The organism is Kushneria avicenniae, assembly GCF_900112585.1.
GTDB lineage: Bacteria > Pseudomonadota > Gammaproteobacteria > Pseudomonadales > Halomonadaceae > Kushneria > Kushneria avicenniae.
On sequence record NZ_FOLY01000003.1, the window covers coordinates 586743 to 605205 of the forward strand.

Here is an 18463-nt window from a genome sequence, read left to right on the forward strand (position 1 = left end):
CATGCAGTCAGAGACTTCGGTTCAGGATGAAGACAGTCGTAAACAGCAGTTCTATGTGTTCGTGATCTGCTGTGTTGCCGCGCTTGGCGGCTTTCTATTCGGCTTTGACAGCGGGGTCATCAACGGCACCGTCGATGGTCTGCAGGCGGCCTTCAACTCCGAAGCCGCCGGTACCGGCTTTAACGTGGCCTCGATGCTGCTGGGCTGCGCCGGCGGGGCCTTCTTTGCCGGCCGTCTGGCGGATCGCTTCGGGCGGCGGATGCTGCTGATCGTGGCGGCTGTCTTCTTTATCGTCAGCGCCTGGGGCTCCGGTGTGTCTCAGGGCTCCTTCGAGTTCGTCATCTACCGCATTCTCGGCGGGATCGCGGTCGGGGCGGCCAGCGTCATGACCCCGGCCTACATCAGCGAGGTGGCCCCGGCCGCCATTCGCGGCCGGCTGGCGACCATCCAGCAGATTGCCATCATTACCGGTCTTTTCATGGCCTTTGTCAGCAACTACGTGCTGGCGCGGGTTGCCGGGGCTTCCACTGCCGAGTTTCTGGGCGGTTTCGAGGCCTGGCGCTGGATGTTCTGGATGGAGCTGATTCCGGCCACCATCTTCTTTCTGGCACTGCTGGGTATCCCGGAGAGTCCGCGCTTTCTGATCAGCAAGGGCGAAGGCAAGAAGGCCCTCAAGGTGCTCAAGGCGCTGATGGCCGAGCGTGAGGCGGACCAGAAGGCGGACGACATTCGCACCTCCCTGAACCGCGAGCGCACGCCGGGGCTGTCCGATCTGATCAACGGTGCGACCGGGCGTGTCCATCGCATTGTCTGGGTGGGGATCGGCCTTGCGGTGTTCCAGCAGCTGGTCGGCATCAACGTGGTGTTCTACTACGGCGCGGTGCTGTGGCAGTCGGTCGGCTTTACCGAAAGCGACGCGCTGATGATCAACATCATCAGCGGCGCGGTCAGCATTGCGGCGTGTCTGGTCACGATCGCCCTGATCGACAAGGTCGGCCGCAAGCCGATTCTGTGGATCGGCTCGGTCGGCATGACGGTGACCCTGGCGACCGTGGCCTATGCCTTCTCGACCGCCTCGATCGTGGACGGCTCGCTTCGTCTGTCCGACAGCATGGGCATTGTGGCGCTGCTGGCGGCCAACATTTACGTCATGTTCTTCAACGCCTCCTGGGGGCCGGTCATGTGGGTCATGCTCGGCGAAATGTTCCCCAACCAGATGCGCGGTTCGGGGCTGGCGGTGGCGGGGCTTTTCCAGTGGCTGGCCAACTTCGGCATCACCATGACCTTCCCGATCATGCTGGCCGGCATCGGTCTGGCCGGGGCCTATGGCATCTACGCCTTCTTTGCCCTGCTGTCGGTGTTTTTCGTCATCAGGATGGTGCGGGAAACGCGCGGGCGTGAGCTCGAAGAGATGGCCTGGGAGTAATCCCATCCGGTTCAAGAAATCTGTCATGTTGCCCGGCCATGGTGCCGGGCTTTTTTTTGATATCGGAATGGTTGTGGAAACCGGGATTCCGGCCGACTCCGGCACCGGCAGCATGCGGCTTAAGTCGAGCGTAACTTTAGTCTCAGCGCCCGTGGCAGGCGAGCGGGTGACAGGGGCCATGTCTGCTGAGTCAGCGTCTGATTCATAGCAATCCGGGTATCGCTTTTCACTACATGGCGTATTAGTCGTCAATTGAGTCAAACCGTATGTTGGCCCTGTGTGTCGATGCCTCGTCTGTTGCGGCGGCCGGCCACTCACGAACAACAAACTGCCCCACGAGGGCCCGGAGTCCACGATGCCCCTGTTACCCGCCCTGAACCGCGTCATTGCCACCACGCTCATGGCCCTCGTGCCTCTGGGGATGGCGCATGCCAGCGATGACAACGTCAAGATCGGCTTTATCGTCAAAAAACCCGAGCAGGCCTGGTTTATCAACGAGCAGCGCGCGGCCACCGAGCTGGGGCAGGAGCAGGGCTTTACCGTGGTGCGTCTGGCCGGTGAAGACGGCCAGCAGGTGCTCAGCGCCATCGATAACCTCAACGCCCAGGGGGCGCAGGGTTTCGTGATCTGTCCGCCGGACGTGCGCCTTGGCATGGCGATCGCCAATCGGGCGAAGCAGTACAACATGAAGGTCGTGACGGTGGACGATCAGTTTGTCGGCAGCGACGGCGAGCCCATGACCGAGGTGCCGCACCTGGGCATGTCGGGCTACAAGATCGGTCAGCAGGTCGGCAACGCCATCGCCGAGGAGATGAAGCGCCGAGGCTGGGACATGGAGACAACCGGCGCCCTGCGCATCTCCAACAACGAGCTGCCCACCGCGCGTGAGCGCACCGATGGCGCCACCCAGGCACTGCTTGATGCCGGGTTCAACAAGGACAACGTGATCGACGCCCCGCAGCAGAATACCGATACCACCAGCGCCTTTTCTGCAGCCTCACCCATCTTTGCCCGCTACAGCAAATTCGATCACTGGGTGATTTATGCCCTCAACGAGGAGAGCGTGCTGGGGGGCGTGCGCGCCAGCGAACAGTACGGCCTGTCGCCGGATCAGGTCATCGGCGTGGGCATCAACGGCTCGGGCGCGGCCTTTGCCGAGTTCTCGCGTGAAAAGCCCACCGGCTTCTATGGCACCGTCGCTGTCAGCTCGACCATGCACGGTCGCCAGAGCGCCGAAAACCTCTATCAGTGGATCGCCCAGGGCAAGGAGCCGCCGGCCAATACTGAAACGACCGGGACGCTGATGACCCGTGACAACTGGCAGGACGTCCGCGAGGAACTGCAGCTATGAGCAGTGCCTCTGCCACGGCCGTCGAGCACGATCCCTGGCTGGCCGTTGAAAACGTCACCGTGGAGTTTCCCGGCGTGCGGGCGCTTGATGGGGTGAGCTTCAGTGCCCGTGCCGGGGAAGTTCACGCCCTGATGGGCGAAAACGGCGCCGGCAAGTCGACCCTGCTCAAGGTATTGAGCGGCGTGAATCGGGTCACTGATGGCGCCCTCTGGATCGGCGGTGAGCGCCATGTGTTTGCCAACGCCCGCGAGGCGCTGCGCCAGGGCATCGCGATCATCTACCAGGAGCTGACGCTCTCGCCCAACCTGTCGGTCGCGGAGAACCTGCTGCTGGGGCAACTGCCCCAGCACTACGGCATCGTGAATCGCCGGCAGCTGCGCGAGCGGGCGCTGGCCATTCTCGAAGAGCTGGGCGAGGGCAGCGTCCATCCGGCCACGAAGGTGCGTGATCTCTCGATCGGCCAGCAGCAGATGATCGAGATCGGTCGAGCGCTGCTGCGTGATGCCCGCATCATTGCCTTTGACGAGCCGACCAGTTCGCTGTCGGTGCAGGAGACACGCCAGCTCAAGCGCATCGTCAAACGCCTGCGCGATGAGGGCCGGGTGGTGCTCTACGTCACTCATCGCATGGAAGAGGTGTTCGAGATGTGCGACGCCGTCACGGTCTTTCGTGACGGTCGTCATATCTGCACCCACGACACCATGGCAGGGCTCACCCAGGACCAGCTGGTCAGCGAAATGGTCGGGCGCGATATCGAGGACGTCTACGGCTATCGCCGCCGCGATATCGGCGAGGTCATCCTGACGGTGGAAAGTCTCGAAGGGCGCGGTCTGACGGCACCGGTCAGCTTCGAGGTGCATCGCGGCGAGGTGTTCGGCCTGTTTGGCCTGGTCGGTGCCGGTCGCAGTGAGCTGATGCGGCTGGTATGCGGCGTGGAAGCCCCGAAGGGCGGTGAGATTCACTTCAACGGTCGCACCGGGCGGTTCAACTCGCCGGGTCAGGCCATCCATGCCGGCATTGCCATGTGTCCGGAGGATCGCAAGTCCCAGGGCATTTTTCCGGTCGCCAGCGTCACCGACAACCTCAACATCAGCTGCCGGCGTTTCTTCAAGCGCATGGGGCTGTGGCGCCACCCGAAGCGCGAGCTGGACAACACCCGCGACTACATCGAAAAGCTGAGCATCCGCACGCCCGGGCCACGTACTCGCATCAGCACGCTCTCCGGTGGCAACCAGCAAAAGGTCATTCTGGCGCGCTGGCTTTCGGAGCAGATCGAGCTGTTCGTGATGGACGAGCCCACCCGCGGTATCGATGTCGGCGCCCGGCGCGATATCTATAACCTGCTGTATGACCTGGCCGATCAGGGCAAGGCCGTGGTGGTCATCTCGAGCGATCTGACCGAGGTCAGCGCGATCTGTGATCGCATTGGCGTGATGCGCGATGGGGCGCTGGTCGACATCGTTGATCGCGACACTGCCACGCCCGAGCGGCTGCTGGGGCTGGCGCTGCCCTCCTGAGCAGGACTGTCCTGACCACGATTGTCCCGACCACCACCGGCGCAATAACAATACGATGTCTGGAGACACCAAATCATGAGTAGCCACAAAAGTGTTCATGCTGCCGAGGGCGGCCAGACGGAGACGACGCGTCCCGCCGGTCGCCAGGGGCTCATCAAGCCGCTGCGTACCCTGCTGGATACCTCCGGGCTGATCGCCATCTTCATCGTGCTCTTTATCGGTCTGGCGGTGGCGATCCCCGACTTTCTGACCGGGCGCAACATGGTCGGCCTGCTGCTGTCGGTGACCATCATCGGCACCATTGCCACCACCATGATGCTGGTGCTGGCGCTGGGGGAAGTGGATCTGTCGGTCGCCTCGACTGTCGCCTTTGCCGGCGTCAGCGCGGCGGTCATTACCAGCGCCTCGGGAAGCGTGCTGATCGGGGCTCTCGGCGGGGTCGCCGCCGGCGCGCTGGTGGGCGTTTTCAACGGCTTCGTGGTGGCCCGTTTTGGCATCAACTCGCTGATTGCCACGCTGGCGGCCATGGAGTTCGTGCGCGGGCTGGCCTACATCACTTCCGGCGGCGATGCGGTGATGATCACCGTGCCGGGCTTTTTCGAGCTGGGCAGCGCTTCCTTTCTGGGGCTAACCCTGCCGGTATGGACCATGATCCTGTGTTTCGTGATCTTCGGGCTGGTGCTTAACCTGACCGCTTTCGGGCGCAACGTGCTGGCCACCGGCGGCAATCCGGAGGCCGCGGCGCTGGCCGGGGTCAACGTGCGTCGGCTCAAGATCATCGTATTCGGCCTGCAGGGGCTGGTGGCCGGCATCGCCGGGGTGCTTCTGACCTCGCGCATGGGCCTTGGCGATCCGAACACCTCGATGGGGCTGGAGCTTGCGGTCATTTCGGCCTGTGTACTGGGCGGCGTGGCGCTCTCCGGCGGTGTGGCCTCGATCACCGGTGTACTGGTGGGCGTTCTGATCATGGGGTGCGTGCAAAATGCCATGGGGCTTTTGAATGTCCCGACCTTCTATCAGTACCTGGTGCGCGGCGCCATCCTGCTGCTGGCCGTGCTGTTCGACCGCTGGAAGCAGCAGCGGCGTCAGCGGGCCTGAGCCGTCATCATTGTCATTTTTTGAAAGGAGCGTGCCATGAAAGGACAGTCCCTGCGGTTTGCACTGGGGTTGAGCGCCGGTCTGCTCTGCGCCGGTACCGGTCAGTCGATGGCAGCATCCGCGCCGATGCCGCCGAATGTTGAGCAGTTCGTGTTCGGTACGCTGCCCGACGGGCGCACCGTGCACGGCTATCGCATCACCAACGATCATCACATGCGCATGGAGGTGATCGAGTACGGCGGCATTATCACCTCGCTCGAGACGCCGGACCGTGACGGCAAAACGGCCGATATCGTGCTCGGCTTCGACTCGCTGGAAGGCTATCTGTCGCCGGCCTACAAAACGCTCAATCCCTACTTCGGCGCGCTGATCGGACGCTATGGCAACCGCATTGCCGACGGGCGTTTCTCGCTGGACGGCCAGACGTATCAGCTGGCGACCAACGATGGGCCCAACCATCTGCACGGGGGCGATGAAGGCTTCAACCAGAAGCTCTGGCAGGCCACGCCGTTTTCTTCGAGCGAGGGCAGCGGTGTCGTGATGCGCTATACCAGCGCCGATGGCGAAGAGGGCTATCCGGGCGAGCTGTCGGTCGAAGTCCGATATACCCTGACCCATGACGATGCACTTGCCATCGATTACAGCGCCCGCACCACGAAGGCCACGCCGGTCAATCTGACCCAGCACAGCTACTTCAACCTGAACGGCGAGGGCAGTGGCAGCATTCTCGATCATGTCATGACTATTGAGGCTGCCGAATACACGCCGGTCAACGAGACGCTGATCCCGACCGGCGAGATCGCCCCGGTGGCCGGCACGCCATTTGATTTCACGTCGCCCACGCCAGTCGGGGCACGTATCGAGACGGATAACGAACAGCTGACCCGAGCGGGTGGCTATGATCATAACTTCGTGCTCAGACGCGAACCCGCCGCCACCCCCGAGCGAGCGGCACGCGTTACTTCGCCTGAAAGCGGGCGGGTGCTGGAAGTCCTGACGACCGAGCCGGGATTACAGGTCTACTCGGGCAACTTCCTGGATGGCAGTGTGACCGGCAAAAGCGGTCGAGCCTACGGTCATCGTTCGGGGCTGGCACTGGAAACCCAGCATTTTCCGGATTCGCCCAACCAGTCGGATTTTCCCTCAACCATCCTCCAGCCCGGCGAGACACTTGAAAGCCACACGGTGTATCGATTCTCGACCGAGTAGTATCGGCCCCGGCCCTGAAACGGCCAGAATGGCGCCGGTATCCGGGCGCATCAGACCATGCTTGTGGCGGGTCTGGCCTCAAAACGGGCAGGTGTCATGCCACAACAGGAGGTACTGTGCCAAAAAGTCGCATGAGAGGGCTGGTCTAAAGGTTAATTTAAGGTATCTTGCGCGCCTTCCATTGTGCACATGGCGTGACAAGGCATCGCAGCGGCGATCATGACTTGTCCTGCCATCGCCAGAGCCCCCCATCTCTGGCGATTTATTTTGTAGAACAGGCCCAGGTATGACCCAGTTTTCACGTCGCCGTGTCCTCAAGGTGGCAGGGGCGTTTGCGCTGACCGGTGTGGCCGGTCAGACGCTTTTTCTGAGCAGTGCCCGGGCATCCTCCGAGGCAACACAAAACACGCTCGACAGGTTCATGGGTGTGTCCAGCGCGCTGACGGCCAGGGAGGATCTCGATGGCGATCTTGCCCGGGCACTGCTGCATGCTCACCTTCTCACCGATCAGGATTTTCCCGAGGCACTGTCACGTCTCGAGGCGCTTTTGAAGGCGCAGCCGGCGCTGCTGTCGTCATCGCGTCTGGCCTTTGCCGAGGATCAATCGGCTCAGGAAGCGACCGCCCGCGCCATGCTTTCGGGATGGTATACGGGCGTGGTCGGGGAGGGCGATCAGGCGCTCTACGTCTCCTTCGTCAATACCCTGGCCAATGTTGCCGTGAGTGATGTGCTGGTGCCGCCCAGCTTCTCCTATGGCCCCTGTGGCAGCTGGCAGGCACCGCCTCGCCCCCTTCAAGAGTAATGCCCTGAATGAACAAGGATATTTCCGCTGACGTGGTCGTCATCGGGGCCGGTGTCTGCGGCTCGCTGCTGGCGACGCGCCTGGCCCGTACCGGCCGTTCGGTGCTGCTGCTGGAATCCGGTCCGAAGATCCGGCGCAGTGATCTGGTTCGACGCTATCGTGAATCAGCCTTCAAATCCGATTTCATGTCGCCGTACCCGTACTCACCGCAGGCCCCGCAGCCGCGCTATACCCCGACCCCCAATGACTATCTGGATCAGGCCGGGCCGCATCCGTTCAAGGCGCAGTACATTCGAATCTTCGGCGGCACCACCTGGCACTGGGCGGCGCAGCTGTGGCGCAACGTGCCCAATGACTTTCGCACTCAAAGCCTTTACGGCGTAGGGCGTGACTGGCCGATCAGCTATGACGATCTGGAAGACTATTACTACCAGGCTGAAGTCATCGCCGGCGTTGGTGGTGAACCTGACAACGGCTCGCCGCGCAAGCAACCCTTCCCGATGGAACGTGTGCCGGCGTCCTGGCTGCAGCAGCGTGTGACCGAGCGGCTGGCCCCTGAATTTCGGGTCATCGATGATGCGACAGGGCGTAACAGCCGCAGCTACGATGGCCGGCCCGCCTGCTGTGGCAACAACAACTGCATGCCGATCTGCCCGATCGATGCCCAGTATCATGGCGGCATCGCCGCGCAGCAGGCCGAGGACAGCGGCGTTGAGGTGATCACCGAAGCGGTGGTCTATCAGCTTGAGCATGACCGCGACGGCCGTATCACGGCGGCGAATTACTACGACTGGGACAAGAACCGTCACCGGGTGACCGGCAGGACCTTCGTGCTGGCCGCCAACGCCATCGAGACGCCGCGACTGCTGCTCATGTCGGCCAGTGAGCAGTTTCCGGAGGGCCTCGCCAACCGCCATGACATGGTCGGGCGCCATCTCTGTGATCACCCGGCCATCGGTGTGACCTTCGATGCCGACGAGCCGCTCTGGCCCGGCCGTGGGCCGGTAAGCCCCTGCTCGATCGGTCAGTTCCGTGATGGCGAGTTTCGCAGCGAGCATGCCCCCTTTCGCATCGATATCTCCAACGGCTCCAAGGTGGCCTCGGTCACGAAAGAGCTGCTCAAGGAGGGCTACTTTGGCCGCGAACTTGAAGAGCAGGTGCGGTTTCGCTCGGCCCGTCGCCTGAGCATCAAGAATGCGCTCGAGCAGCTCCCCGACCCGGAAAACCGCGTCACCCTGAGCGATAAAAGGGATGACATGGGCCTGCCCACGCCGCGCCTGCACTGGAGCGTCGGAGCGTACGAGCAGAAGGGCACCGAGCAAGTGCGGCAGTACTATGACCGCATTGCCGAAAAGCTGGGCGCCACCAACGTTCAGCACAGCAAGCCGGGCGCGTTTTCCAACCGCCAGCACATCACCGGCACGCTCTCCATGGGCCATGATCCGGCCACCAGCGTCACCGATGCCTGGGGGCGCGCCCATGGCCATGACAATCTCTTCATGGTCGGCACGGGTGTCATGCCGACCGTCGGAACCTGCAACGTGACCCTGACCGCCATGGCGCTGGCACTGCGCACGGCAGACCGCATTGTCGAGGAGACCCGACATGACTGATGCCGGCAGGATAGTGCTGTCGCTGGGGATGCTGGCGCTGTCACTGGGTGCGGGAGTGGCCCGCGCCGATGATCAGCAGGCGCTGATTCAGCGCGGCGAGTACCTGGCCATTGCCGGGGACTGCGCGGCCTGTCATACCGAGGAGGGGCGACCGGCCTTCAGCGGCGGGCATGCGATTTCAAGCCCGCTGGGCGTGATCTACAGCACCAACATCACGCCGTCCGACTCGGCAGGTATCGGGAGCTACAGCCTCGAGCAGTTTGATCAGGCGCTGCGTCATGGCGTGCGCGCCGATGGGCGCCAGCTCTATCCGGCCATGCCCTATACGGCCTACGCCAGAATGCGCGATGAGGACATCGCAGCGCTTTATGCCTATTTCATGCACGGCGTGGCGCCCGTCGACGACGCCCCCGAAAAAACGGATCTGCCATTCCCGTTCAACCTGCGGTTCTCGATGGCGGCCTGGAACGGGCTCTTTCTGGACCAGACGCCCTTTACGCCCGACCCGGACAAATCCGAGCAGTTCAATCGCGGGGCCTACCTGGTCGAAGGGCTGACCCACTGCAGCACCTGTCACACGCCGCGCAACATGCTGATGGCCGAAAAGCAGGATCAGGCGCTCAAAGGCGCATCGCTGGGGACCTGGTACGCGCCCGACATTACGGCCAACCCGAACACCGGCATCGGCCAGTGGAGTCAGCAGCAGCTGATCGAATATCTGACCACCGGCCATGCCGACAATGGCGCTACGGCTGGAGGGCCGATGCTGGAAGCGATCGACAAGAGCTTCTCGCGCATGACGCCCGAAGACATCAAGGCCATCGCGACCTATCTGCTGCCGGACAGTCCCGACACGAGCGCCCCGACCCCGGCGCCCGGTCTGCGCCCGATTCGCGACAATGACACGCCGGCAGCGCTTGAGAAGATCGGCCCGGGCGAGCGGGTCTACCGCGACAGCTGCGCCACCTGTCACGGTATGCAGGGCGAGGGGCTCAACGGCCTGCCGGCCCTGAAAGGGCATCCGGTGCTGAAAAAGCCCACGGCCGATAACGTCAGCATGGCGATTCTGGAAGGTGTCTGGCCGCATCAGGGGCAGGCGATGATCGGCTTTGACGAGGAACTCTCTGATACCGAGATTGCCGAGGTTACCAACTACGTGATGCACGCCTTTGGCCGAAGCGATGTGCATACCGATGCGGCCCGGGTGGCCGAGCTTCGACAGGGCGGGGCAACCTCGCCGCTGCTGATGCTGGCGCGGGTGGGCATGGTCGGTGCAGGTGTTGCGCTGGTGATCCTCATCGCCTGGTCAATCTGGCGGCGTCGGCGCGGATGAACCGGCGTTGGTCCATTCTTTGGCGCCCTGTCTTCGAATCGTTCAACAGACAGGGCGCCATGCTGGCTGGCAGGTTTTGAAGGGGGCGGGCGTCAGGGTTTTTTGGAAATATCGCACTGGCCGGTTTCGCAGCTTTGACAGCGCTGCCGACCGGTCAGCCAGCCCGAGATGCGATAGCGCCTGGGGGCAAACCAGAGATAGACCCGATCAGCGATGGGCCGAATCAGTGGCCAGCGCAGCGGTGCCGTCAGCCAGCCGCGGCCGACCAGTGACCAGGCGCGATGCGTCACATCCAGCCCACGAATGCGCTGGCCGTGGACGTCGCCCAGCAGGAGAGCACTGGCTTCCTCGCGATCCACGTCAGGATAGCGCTTCGTGAAATCCTCGGCGTGAATGTTTTCAAACACGATACGCTGCGCACGGTCGAGTCTTTTCAAATGATTGATTTCGTTGACGCAGAGCGGACAGTTGCCGTCATAGAAAAGCGTCAGTTCAGCCATGGGCGGCCTCCCGAAAAATAGCGTCTTTCCACAAGCATAGTGGATCAGGGGGCGCCAGGCAGTTGAAGCATGATGGGCATGACCAGCATCGCCAGCAGGGTTTGCCCGGTAATGATGGCGGCCATCAGCTCGGCATCCCCGCCGAGCTGTCGGGCCAGGATATAGGCCGAAGTTGCGGTGGGCAGCGCGGCAAAGAGCAGCGCGACATGGCGATCCACGCCGTGCAGGTCGACCAGCCATGCCAGGCCCAGCACCAGCAGCGGGGTGATGACCAGCTTGAGTCCGCTCGACAGCCAGAACGCTCGACCCCCGCGCCACAGCGCCTGAGGGCGCAGCGCCACGCCCACCGCCACCAGACCCATCGGCAGGGCCGCCTGCCCCAGCAGCTCCAGCGCCGGTTGGCTGATACCGGGCAGACCGATGCCGCTGACATTGAGCAAAATGCCTGCCAGACAGGCCAGAATCAACGGGTTGCGCACCAGTGCCAGCGCACTCCTGCCGACGCTGGCCGGCCCCTGCGTCCCGGAGACGATAAAGGCCATCACACACAGGATGTTGGCCGTGGGCACCATCAGTGCAATAGCAACGGCTGCCACCGTCAGACCCGCCTCGCCGTATAGTGCTGCGGCACCGGCCACGCCGACATAGGTGTTGAAACGCACCACGCCCTGAAAGGCCGAGGTGAATACCGGCGGCGACAGCGCAAGACGAGCACGCGCCAGCCACAGCGCCCCACCCAGCACGACCATGGTGCCGATCAGCGTGATGGCCAGCGGCAGCACCGACACCTGGCTGACATCAGCTGTGGCGAGCGTGGCCACCAGCATCGCCGGAAACAGCAGGTAGTAGATAAAGCGTTCGAGGCGTGGCCAGAAGTCACCACCGGGAAAGCCCGCCCGGCCCAGCACCGCACCCAGTGCGATCAGGGCAAAGAGCGGCGCCAGCGCCTCGACGATGCTGCTCATGAATTATCCTTGTCTGGAGACGATGACAGGACCGCTCAACGCTCTTTTGAAATCGTCAGCGCGCCAGAAAATCGATCGCCGCCAGATAGCCAAAGCTCCCCATGCCGGCAATGACCGCCTCGGCGCGCGCCGAAATCCAGGAGTGGTGGCGAAACGCTTCACGCGTGTGGATGTTGGACAGATGCACTTCGATCACGCGCCCTTCAAACGCCTTGAGCGCGTCCAGCAGCGCCACCGAGGTGTGCGACCAGGCCGCCGGGTTGATGATGATGGCATCGAACTGCTCACGCCCCTCATGGATACGATCAAGCATCACCCCTTCGTGATTGGTCTGTAGAAAATCGGTGGCCATGCCCTTGTCGAAGGCGCGGTGGCGAATGGCGTTTTCAATGTCGGCAAGCGTCTCGGAGCCATAAATATCCGGCTCGCGCTTGCCCAGCAGGTTCAGGTTGGGGCCGTTGAGGATCAAAACGTTCATCGTGACTCCGGGCAGGTGGGGCGTGACGCGGCGCAGGCCGGGTCAAAATGCCATCGTGCCACGCTATCCATGCGGTTGCACCACGCCTCACTGCACGAACGAGTGATCGGTGCCGAAAGAGGAAGGGGCCGTCGCTGCGTGCAGGCGCGACTGAGCTGCCAGCCGGATTGACGCGTTGACCGCACCAAACTGGGTGTAACTACCGCGACGCTCGATGATCTCGAAATGAAAGCGTCCGGCAAACCGATCGGTATAGGCGTGAAAGAATTCGCCGTGTTCACTGTGATCATAAAGGATGTGTCGCACGCGCATGGCTTCCAGCAGGGCGTCGTCCAGTTCGAGGCGGGCCGCCAGATCGTCGTAGTAGTTATCCGGTATTGGCACCATTTTCAGGCCTTTGGCGCTCAGACGATCAAGCGTGGCGAAGATATCGTCGGTCGCCAGCGCGATCTGCTGAATACCGCCCCGACCCTCGCTCATGAAACGTCCCGGCAGCGTTTCACCGGCCGGTGACGTATTCAATACCAGACGAATGGTGTGATCCTGGCTGACCAGCGCCTGACTGAAGACCAGACCATTGGGGTCGGCCATTTCGTGCTCGGTGCTGGCCGTGAGATCGAACACGGTGCGAAAGAAGAGCTGCCAGCGCAGTCGCTGCGTGGGGGCCACGGCCGTCGAGAGATGATCGATGCCGGTGATGCCGGCATCAGGGTGGCCAGATGTCTCAAGCAGGGTGAAGTCGGTACGCCACTGTCGGTCGTGGGCTGTATCGGGGTCGACCAGATAAATCAGGCTGTCATTGATGCCGCGAATGGCCGGAAGACGCAGCTCACCGGGGCCTGTGGGGCCTTCAAAGGCGCAGGCCCGATAGGCGTGTGCACGCGCCATGGTCTGCTCGGGATGGTGGTCACGAAAGCCGATGGCACACACCGAAAGGCCGTGCATGAGTCGATAGGTATGCGCAAAGGTATGGGACTCCATGTTGAGCACCATATGGATGTTCCCCTGGCGCCAGAGCTCGATGTTCTTGGAGCGGTGGTGGCCGACATGGCAAAAGCCGAGCATGGACAGCATCTGTCCCAGTGCTCTGGCCTGCGCCTCCTCCAGCGTGAACTCCAGAAAATGGATGCCCTGAAAGCCTGGCGGCGTCGCGAGTGCGTCACAGATCCGCGCCCGGTTTCGCAGGTGCTCGGCCAGAATCATCGAGCGCATGCCATCAAGGGCCGTGTCGCGCGCGCAGGCCATACGAAAATCGGTATTGAATATCTCGTGCGACAGCGGCCCGGCGTAGCCGGTGCGTTCCAGCGCCGCCATGAATCCCGCCATGTCCAGTCCACCCTGACCGGGAAAACAGCGATAGTGGCGGCTCCAGTTGAGCAGGTCCATCTGCATGAGGGGCGCATCGGCCAGATGCACCAGAAAAATGCGCTCGCCCGGAATATCAGCAATCGGTGCGATGGGCAGTCCGGGTGCCAGCACATGAAAGCTGTCCAGCACCAGACCCAGCGCTGGGTGATTGGCACGCTCGACGATTGCCCAGGCGTGGCGGTAGTCATTGACATGACGCCCCCATGCCAGCGCCTCGAAGCCGATACGCAGACCATGCGCAGCCGCGCGTTGGGCCAGTTCGCGCAGATCCTCGGCGGCGCGGGCATCGTCGTTCACGCTTGATGGTGACGTATTGCTGCAGACCAGCATGAAGTCGGTGCCCAGCGCTTTCATCAGGGCGAACTTGCGTTCGGCGCGGGCAAGATTGCGGCGGCGCTGCGGCTCGGGCATGGCCTCGAAATCCCGAAAGGGTTGCAGGGCGATGATGGAAAGGCCCAGCGACGCCGCCAGTGCTCGTACGTCTTCCGGGGTGCCACCCCAGGAGAGCAGGTCGTTTTCAAAGATTTCAATGCCATCGTAGCCGGCCCGGGCCGCGGCCTCGAGCTTGGCGCCCAGATCACCGCTGAGAGAGACGGTCGCAATGGCTCGCATCTTCACTACTCCCTGGCAATATTGTTATCGAGAGGCCGCGGCGCCGCTTCACAGGTCAAGGTGACGACAACGAGCGACAACAACCGATGACGGCGACAAAAGAGACGGGTCTTCATGAATCCTGGTAGGGACGTGCGGGGGCAAGTGTGCCGAAGTGTGCCTGATGGCACCAAAGCGCGTGACGTTAGACGATTGTTGCGCCAGAGCGGGATCGGAAAGTTTTAAGACCCCTCAGCCATCGGCGAGAAAGATGGCAGGCGCGATCCCGTGAAGTATGGGTTTTGAGCGCCGTCAGGCAGGCACGTCGGATGAGCCGGCCCCGGGACAGGTCCCGGAGCCGACGAGGCTAGGAGGTCGGTGATTCGGGCAGAAACCTCGGCTTGAGCACGTTTTCAAGGTCGCTGTAGGGAATGGTCAGCGTCGGCATGCCGATGGCATAGGGCCCGAGCGTGTAGACGCCGTAGGTGACGGCCATGCCATCTTCCATCGGTGCGGCGTTGTCGCTCGGGGAGAACGGCCAGTCCTGCGGCTCGAGGCCCTGCGCCTGGTCACTGTTTTCAATCCAGTCCTGCCAGGCGTTTTTTAGTGCCGCTTCGAAGGCGGGGTGCTGACCCTGCTGCAGCATGTCATCCAGCGTCAGGACCTGACGACTCTTCTCATCGATGACCATATACGCTGCCAGCGGCATACCGTGGGCGCCGCCGGTCATGACATAACTCTGAAGCTCGAGGATTCGCAGGCCGTCGTGATGGCCGATCTCCCTGGCTTCAAGGACGGCATCGTAGCGACTCGGCTGGCCTGTCCCTTCGCTTGCCTGGGCGCTCAGATTGAAGAAGCTATCGGCGTAGGCGTCTATCGTCGAGGGCAGGCTGTCTTCATCCACCGCCGTGTCACTGATCGGGCTGCCCATATGGACCAGACGACGCTCGATCTCGCTGGAAAGCTGCGGGTCGCTGTCGAATCGAATCATGTGCACTTCGACGCTGGTGCACTCATCGCCATGACAATCCGGTGCCGTGATCGTGCGATTGACGAACGTCGGCGACAGATCTGTCTGTTGCGTGCCGGCGGTCTCTGCCGTGGGCTGCTGTGTGGTATCGGACTGATCAACGCTCGGGTCATCGCCGTTCTGGTCACAGGCGGTCAGGGTCAGTAACAGAGCGGGTACCGCCAGCCATCGATAGCATGTTGAAGATGTCATGTGAGGTCTCTTGCGTGACAGATGTTGGCTTGTAATGCGCGTTCGTTCAGGGGGCCGGCGCCGCGGCGCCGCGATAGTGGCTACGCCAATAGCGATTGCCCAGGTTCGCGATGCTGACCTCGCGCCCGCTGCCGGGGGCATGAATCATTTGATTGTTGCCCATGTAGATCCCGACGTGACCAACGCTCCCCCCGGAGCCAAAAAACATCAGGTCGCCGGGACGGGCGCGATCAATGCGCTCCAGGCCGTCAAACTGCTGTTGTGAGGTGCGTGGAATCTCGATGCCGGCAGCCAGAAAGCTGGCCTGGGTCAGGCCGCTGCAATCCATCCCAGAAGGCGTCGTGCCGCCGTAGCGATAGGGTATCCCCAGCGCATCGCGCGCGTAATTCATCACCAGTACCCGCTCGATCGAGAGATCCTGATGCTCCGAGATGGAGCCCATCATGTCACTGGTCTGCATCTCGGGAGTGCCGGCGCAACCGGCCAGCCATAGAACGGCGATCAGCAGTGACGCATCACGCAGGCGCTTGATCGGGTGCAGGGGACGGCAAAAGGCGGCGGACAAGGGCATGAGCAGATTCCGATGGGCAAGCAATGTCTCGATATTAACCGCGAGCGTCCTGCGTTTTCGAGCCCTGCCTTGATGAAAGAACACTGATGGGGTTCTGCACGGCAGTCACCCTCCCGGGAGGACAGCGGTGAGAGATGCAAGACAATAAAGAGGGGGGGCAGAAAAGGAGGGGGGAGCAGAAACAATAAAAAAACCCGACGGCAGGCCGAAACCGTCGGGTCAGCACCGGTCGAGAGCGGTGCAAAAAGGGTCGATCGTTACAACGTCGGTGGATTAGAAGCGGTAGCTGATGCCGCTCATGATGACGACCGGATCAATATCCAGATGCGTCTTGTAGGTCTCGCCGCCGGCATTGGCCGTGACGTTGGAGTCAATGTCCAGATACCAGGCGGCGGCATTGATGGCCCAGTGATCATTGATCAGCAAGTCGACACCCACCTGGCCGGCCCAGCCCCATGAATTGTCCATGTCCATGCTGGCGCCCTCGATATTGACGTCTTCAGCCGAGAAGCGGGTGTAGTTGATACCGGCACCCACATAAGGCTGCACGCGCGCATCGGTCCCGCCCAGCGGGTAATACTGCAGGGTCAGGGTCGGGGGCAGGTGCTTGACCGAACCGCCATGTTCCCCGTCGAGATCGAAGTCATGCTTGAAGCGCTGCGCCGCCAGCAGCTCTACACCCCATTTGTCGAGAAAGCGATAACCAAAGGTGATGGCGAAGCCCCGGCCGTCCTTGACATCGACCTTGTCCACACCCAGTGAATCGTAATCGCCGTTGTCATCCTTCGGTGACACCTTGGCAAGGCCGGCACGAGTGAAAAAGTCACCCTGGCCGTAGGTGGATTCAGCGGCCTGGGCGGTGCCCATGGTGGCCCCGAGTGCCAGAGCGGCAATGGAAATAAGCGGCAGCGCGCGCATGTGTCTGGTTCCCCTGAACAGTTTTTCTGAAGTGGTTCGGGCTCCCCTCAAGGCATGATGCGCCTGACCCGACCCCTGTAAGTGCCTGAGCCCATTGTGCCAGGCGAACGCTGTTCATTTATTGACGCACGTCAAATCATTTCAAAATGGCCCATCCATCAGGGCAGGCGATATGGAGGCTGATTTAAAAAAGAGCGGCAGGGACTGACAGGACACACCGGCCCGGTTCGGCCGGTGTGTGATCACAGGATCGGAGACGAAGGTTTGGGACAGAGGGCGAGGCGCCTCAGGGAGCGGCTTTTTGATCGCCCCAGCCGTGTTGTTTCGCCAGCCCAAAGGCGTGATTGGCCGCCGGCACGCCGGCATAGGTGGCCACATGCATCAGGACCTGACGCAATTCTGCCTCGGTGACGCCGGTGCGATGGGCCGTTTTCAGGTGCAGCACCAGCTCGCCGTCGCGCCCGAGCGACGCCAGAATCGCCAGCGTGATCAGGCTGCGCTCGGTCACGGAAAGCTCCTGACTGCCCCACAGCTCGCCCCAGGCAAAGCGGGTGATCATCTGCTGAAAGGGGGAATCGAGCGTCGTGGCGTTTTGCGAGGCGCGCTCGACATGCTCGGCGCCAAGTACCCGCCTGCGGGTCTCGAGCCCTTCGTCAAAGGAGATACCGTGCAGGCCGACATGATCGCGGCGCGGGGCCAGCCACGTCATGAGCCGCTGAGCGACGAGCTCAGGCTGTTCAACCGATGGAACGTGGCCGACCTCATCGACAATCTCCAGCGGGGGCTCACCCAGCGCTTCGGCCAGTGCCCTGAGCGTTTCCGGGGGCGTGGAGAGATCGTCACTGCCGCCGAGCAGGTAGAGATCGTCATGCTCGGGGCGACCCTTGAGCGCCTCGCGCATGTCGACACTTGCCAGCATGTCGCACAGCCGTGCGTAGCTTTCATCATCCGTGCGGGCCAGCTGGGCACGCCAACCCTCGACCAGCGCGGTGTTGTTTTTCGTGGCAGTGCTGAACCAGCGTGGCGCCAGTTCGCCGGCCATCGTGGCCAGTCCTTCACTGCGCACCCGCGTGGCGCGGTCGTGCCAGTTCTCCGGCGTGCCGATGGTCGCGCCGGTATTGGTCAGCATCACGGCGCCCAGACGCTCGGCGTGGTGCACCAGCAGATGCTGGCCCAGCGCACCGCCGATCGAAGTACCGACAAAATGAAAGCGCTCGGCGCCAGTCTCGGCCACCAGCGCCAGCAGTTCTTCTGCCAGTGCCTCGAGGGTCGGGGTGTCGGTGGTAGGGGCACTGCCGCCGTGGCCCGGCAGATCCCAGGTGAGAACGCGATAGCGGCGTAACAGGGTGGGCAGCACGTCATCCCACACGCTCTGGCTCATGCCCAGGGGATGGGCCAGCACGACCAGTGGCGCTGCTTCCGGCCCCAGCAAACGCCAGGCGATGGTACGGCCCTGAAATTGTATGAATGCCATATGGCGCTCCTGATCGTCTTGTTGCCG

16 protein-coding genes are annotated in these 18463 nt (G+C 62.6%); 8 read left to right on the forward strand and 8 right to left on the reverse strand.

The annotated features are described in order from the left end of the window. The first annotated feature begins 1 nt into the window (after position 1). From BM079_RS09105 to BM079_RS09145, 8 genes are all read left to right on the forward strand, one after another. Entirely contained in the window at positions 2 to 1426 is a 1425-nt protein-coding gene (locus BM079_RS09105) for a sugar porter family MFS transporter (RefSeq protein ID WP_090133156.1), read from the forward strand. Between the two features lie 400 nt (positions 1427 to 1826). Then, the gene (locus tag BM079_RS09115; protein WP_245742927.1) at positions 1827 to 2777 is read left to right on the forward strand and encodes an arabinose ABC transporter substrate-binding protein; all 951 of its coding nucleotides are present in this window, start codon (positions 1827 to 1829) and stop codon (positions 2775 to 2777) included. Continuing rightward, a complete protein-coding gene (gene araG / locus BM079_RS09120) occupies positions 2774 to 4294 on the forward strand; it encodes an L-arabinose ABC transporter ATP-binding protein AraG (RefSeq protein WP_090133162.1) in 1521 nt (506 codons plus the stop codon). The genes BM079_RS09115 and araG overlap by 4 nt, the downstream gene beginning before the upstream one ends. A 75-nt stretch (positions 4295 to 4369) precedes the next feature. After that, complete coding sequence (gene araH, locus BM079_RS09125) at positions 4370 to 5392, forward strand: L-arabinose ABC transporter permease AraH (RefSeq protein WP_090133164.1); 1023 nt, start codon at positions 4370 to 4372, stop codon at positions 5390 to 5392. Positions 5393 to 5428: 36 nt separating this feature from the next. Then, the gene (locus tag BM079_RS09130; RefSeq protein ID WP_175489656.1) at positions 5429 to 6601 is read left to right on the forward strand and encodes an aldose epimerase family protein; all 1173 of its coding nucleotides are present in this window, start codon (positions 5429 to 5431) and stop codon (positions 6599 to 6601) included. Between the two features lie 286 nt (positions 6602 to 6887). Beyond that, positions 6888 to 7403, forward strand: coding sequence for a sugar dehydrogenase complex small subunit (locus BM079_RS09135; protein WP_090133166.1), 516 nt, complete (start codon positions 6888 to 6890; stop codon positions 7401 to 7403). 8 nt (positions 7404 to 7411) lie between these two features. Next, positions 7412 to 9016, forward strand: coding sequence for a GMC family oxidoreductase (locus BM079_RS09140; protein ID WP_090133168.1), 1605 nt, complete (start codon positions 7412 to 7414; stop codon positions 9014 to 9016). Further along, complete coding sequence (locus tag BM079_RS09145) at positions 9009 to 10349, forward strand: c-type cytochrome (protein ID WP_090133170.1); 1341 nt, start codon at positions 9009 to 9011, stop codon at positions 10347 to 10349. Before BM079_RS09140 ends, BM079_RS09145 begins: the two co-directional genes overlap by 8 nt. A 92-nt stretch (positions 10350 to 10441) precedes the next feature. On the opposite strand, the gene BM079_RS09150 is transcribed toward BM079_RS09145, so the two are convergent. From BM079_RS09150 to pcaDC, 8 genes are all read right to left on the reverse strand, one after another. After that, the gene (locus BM079_RS09150) at positions 10442 to 10849 is read right to left on the reverse strand and encodes a thiol-disulfide oxidoreductase DCC family protein (protein WP_090133172.1); all 408 of its coding nucleotides are present in this window, start codon (positions 10847 to 10849) and stop codon (positions 10442 to 10444) included. 44 nt (positions 10850 to 10893) lie between these two features. Further along, a complete protein-coding gene (locus BM079_RS09155) occupies positions 10894 to 11814 on the reverse strand; it encodes an AEC family transporter (protein ID WP_090133174.1) in 921 nt (306 codons plus the stop codon). A 55-nt stretch (positions 11815 to 11869) separates the two neighbouring features. Further along, entirely contained in the window at positions 11870 to 12292 is a 423-nt protein-coding gene (gene aroQ, locus BM079_RS09160; protein ID WP_090133176.1) for a type II 3-dehydroquinate dehydratase, read from the reverse strand. Positions 12293 to 12379: 87 nt separating this feature from the next. Further along, complete coding sequence (locus BM079_RS09165) at positions 12380 to 14272, reverse strand: bifunctional sugar phosphate isomerase/epimerase/4-hydroxyphenylpyruvate dioxygenase family protein (RefSeq protein ID WP_090133178.1); 1893 nt, start codon at positions 14270 to 14272, stop codon at positions 12380 to 12382. A gap of 346 nt (positions 14273 to 14618) precedes the next feature. Further along, positions 14619 to 15473: an RsiV family protein gene (locus BM079_RS09170; RefSeq protein ID WP_175489657.1), complete on the reverse strand. Its 855-nt coding sequence runs from the start codon at positions 15471 to 15473 to the stop codon at positions 14619 to 14621. Between the two features lie 46 nt (positions 15474 to 15519). Continuing rightward, complete coding sequence (locus BM079_RS09175; protein ID WP_090133318.1) at positions 15520 to 16044, reverse strand: C40 family peptidase; 525 nt, start codon at positions 16042 to 16044, stop codon at positions 15520 to 15522. A gap of 273 nt (positions 16045 to 16317) precedes the next feature. After that, positions 16318 to 16962, reverse strand: coding sequence for an OmpW/AlkL family protein (locus BM079_RS09180; protein ID WP_090133184.1), 645 nt, complete (start codon positions 16960 to 16962; stop codon positions 16318 to 16320). Positions 16963 to 17248: 286 nt separating this feature from the next. Then, positions 17249 to 18436 carry a bifunctional 3-oxoadipate enol-lactonase/4-carboxymuconolactone decarboxylase PcaDC gene (pcaDC, locus tag BM079_RS09185; protein ID WP_090133186.1) on the reverse strand — a complete coding sequence of 396 codons (1188 nt, stop codon included), beginning with the start codon at positions 18434 to 18436 and terminating at the stop codon, positions 17249 to 17251. Positions 18437 to 18463 lie beyond the last annotated feature (27 nt).

Bases quoted from the DNA above. Each gene is read 5' to 3' on its own strand.
- BM079_RS09145 (WP_090133170.1), top strand. From the start codon at position 9,009: ATGACTGATGCCGGCAGGATAGTGCTGTCGCTGGGGATGCTGGCGCTG.
- BM079_RS09115 (WP_245742927.1), top strand. From the start codon at position 1,827: ATGGCCCTCGTGCCTCTGGGGATGGCGCATGCCAGCGATGACAACGTC.
- BM079_RS09175 (WP_090133318.1), bottom strand. From the start codon at position 16,044: ATGCCCTTGTCCGCCGCCTTTTGCCGTCCCCTGCACCCGATCAAGCGC.
- aroQ (WP_090133176.1), bottom strand. From the start codon at position 12,292: ATGAACGTTTTGATCCTCAACGGCCCCAACCTGAACCTGCTGGGCAAG.
- BM079_RS09165 (WP_090133178.1), bottom strand. From the start codon at position 14,272: ATGCGAGCCATTGCGACCGTCTCTCTCAGCGGTGATCTGGGCGCCAAG.
- BM079_RS09180 (WP_090133184.1), bottom strand. From the start codon at position 16,962: ATGCGCGCGCTGCCGCTTATTTCCATTGCCGCTCTGGCACTCGGGGCC.
- BM079_RS09150 (WP_090133172.1), bottom strand. From the start codon at position 10,849: ATGGCTGAACTGACGCTTTTCTATGACGGCAACTGTCCGCTCTGCGTC.
- BM079_RS09155 (WP_090133174.1), bottom strand. From the start codon at position 11,814: ATGAGCAGCATCGTCGAGGCGCTGGCGCCGCTCTTTGCCCTGATCGCA.
- pcaDC (WP_090133186.1), bottom strand. From the start codon at position 18,436: ATGGCATTCATACAATTTCAGGGCCGTACCATCGCCTGGCGTTTGCTG.
- BM079_RS09135 (WP_090133166.1), top strand. From the start codon at position 6,888: ATGACCCAGTTTTCACGTCGCCGTGTCCTCAAGGTGGCAGGGGCGTTT.
- araG (WP_090133162.1), top strand. From the start codon at position 2,774: ATGAGCAGTGCCTCTGCCACGGCCGTCGAGCACGATCCCTGGCTGGCC.
- araH (WP_090133164.1), top strand. From the start codon at position 4,370: ATGAGTAGCCACAAAAGTGTTCATGCTGCCGAGGGCGGCCAGACGGAG.
- BM079_RS09105 (WP_090133156.1), top strand. From the start codon at position 2: ATGCAGTCAGAGACTTCGGTTCAGGATGAAGACAGTCGTAAACAGCAG.
- BM079_RS09170 (WP_175489657.1), bottom strand. From the start codon at position 15,473: ATGACATCTTCAACATGCTATCGATGGCTGGCGGTACCCGCTCTGTTA.
- BM079_RS09130 (WP_175489656.1), top strand. From the start codon at position 5,429: ATGAAAGGACAGTCCCTGCGGTTTGCACTGGGGTTGAGCGCCGGTCTG.
- BM079_RS09140 (WP_090133168.1), top strand. From the start codon at position 7,412: ATGAACAAGGATATTTCCGCTGACGTGGTCGTCATCGGGGCCGGTGTC.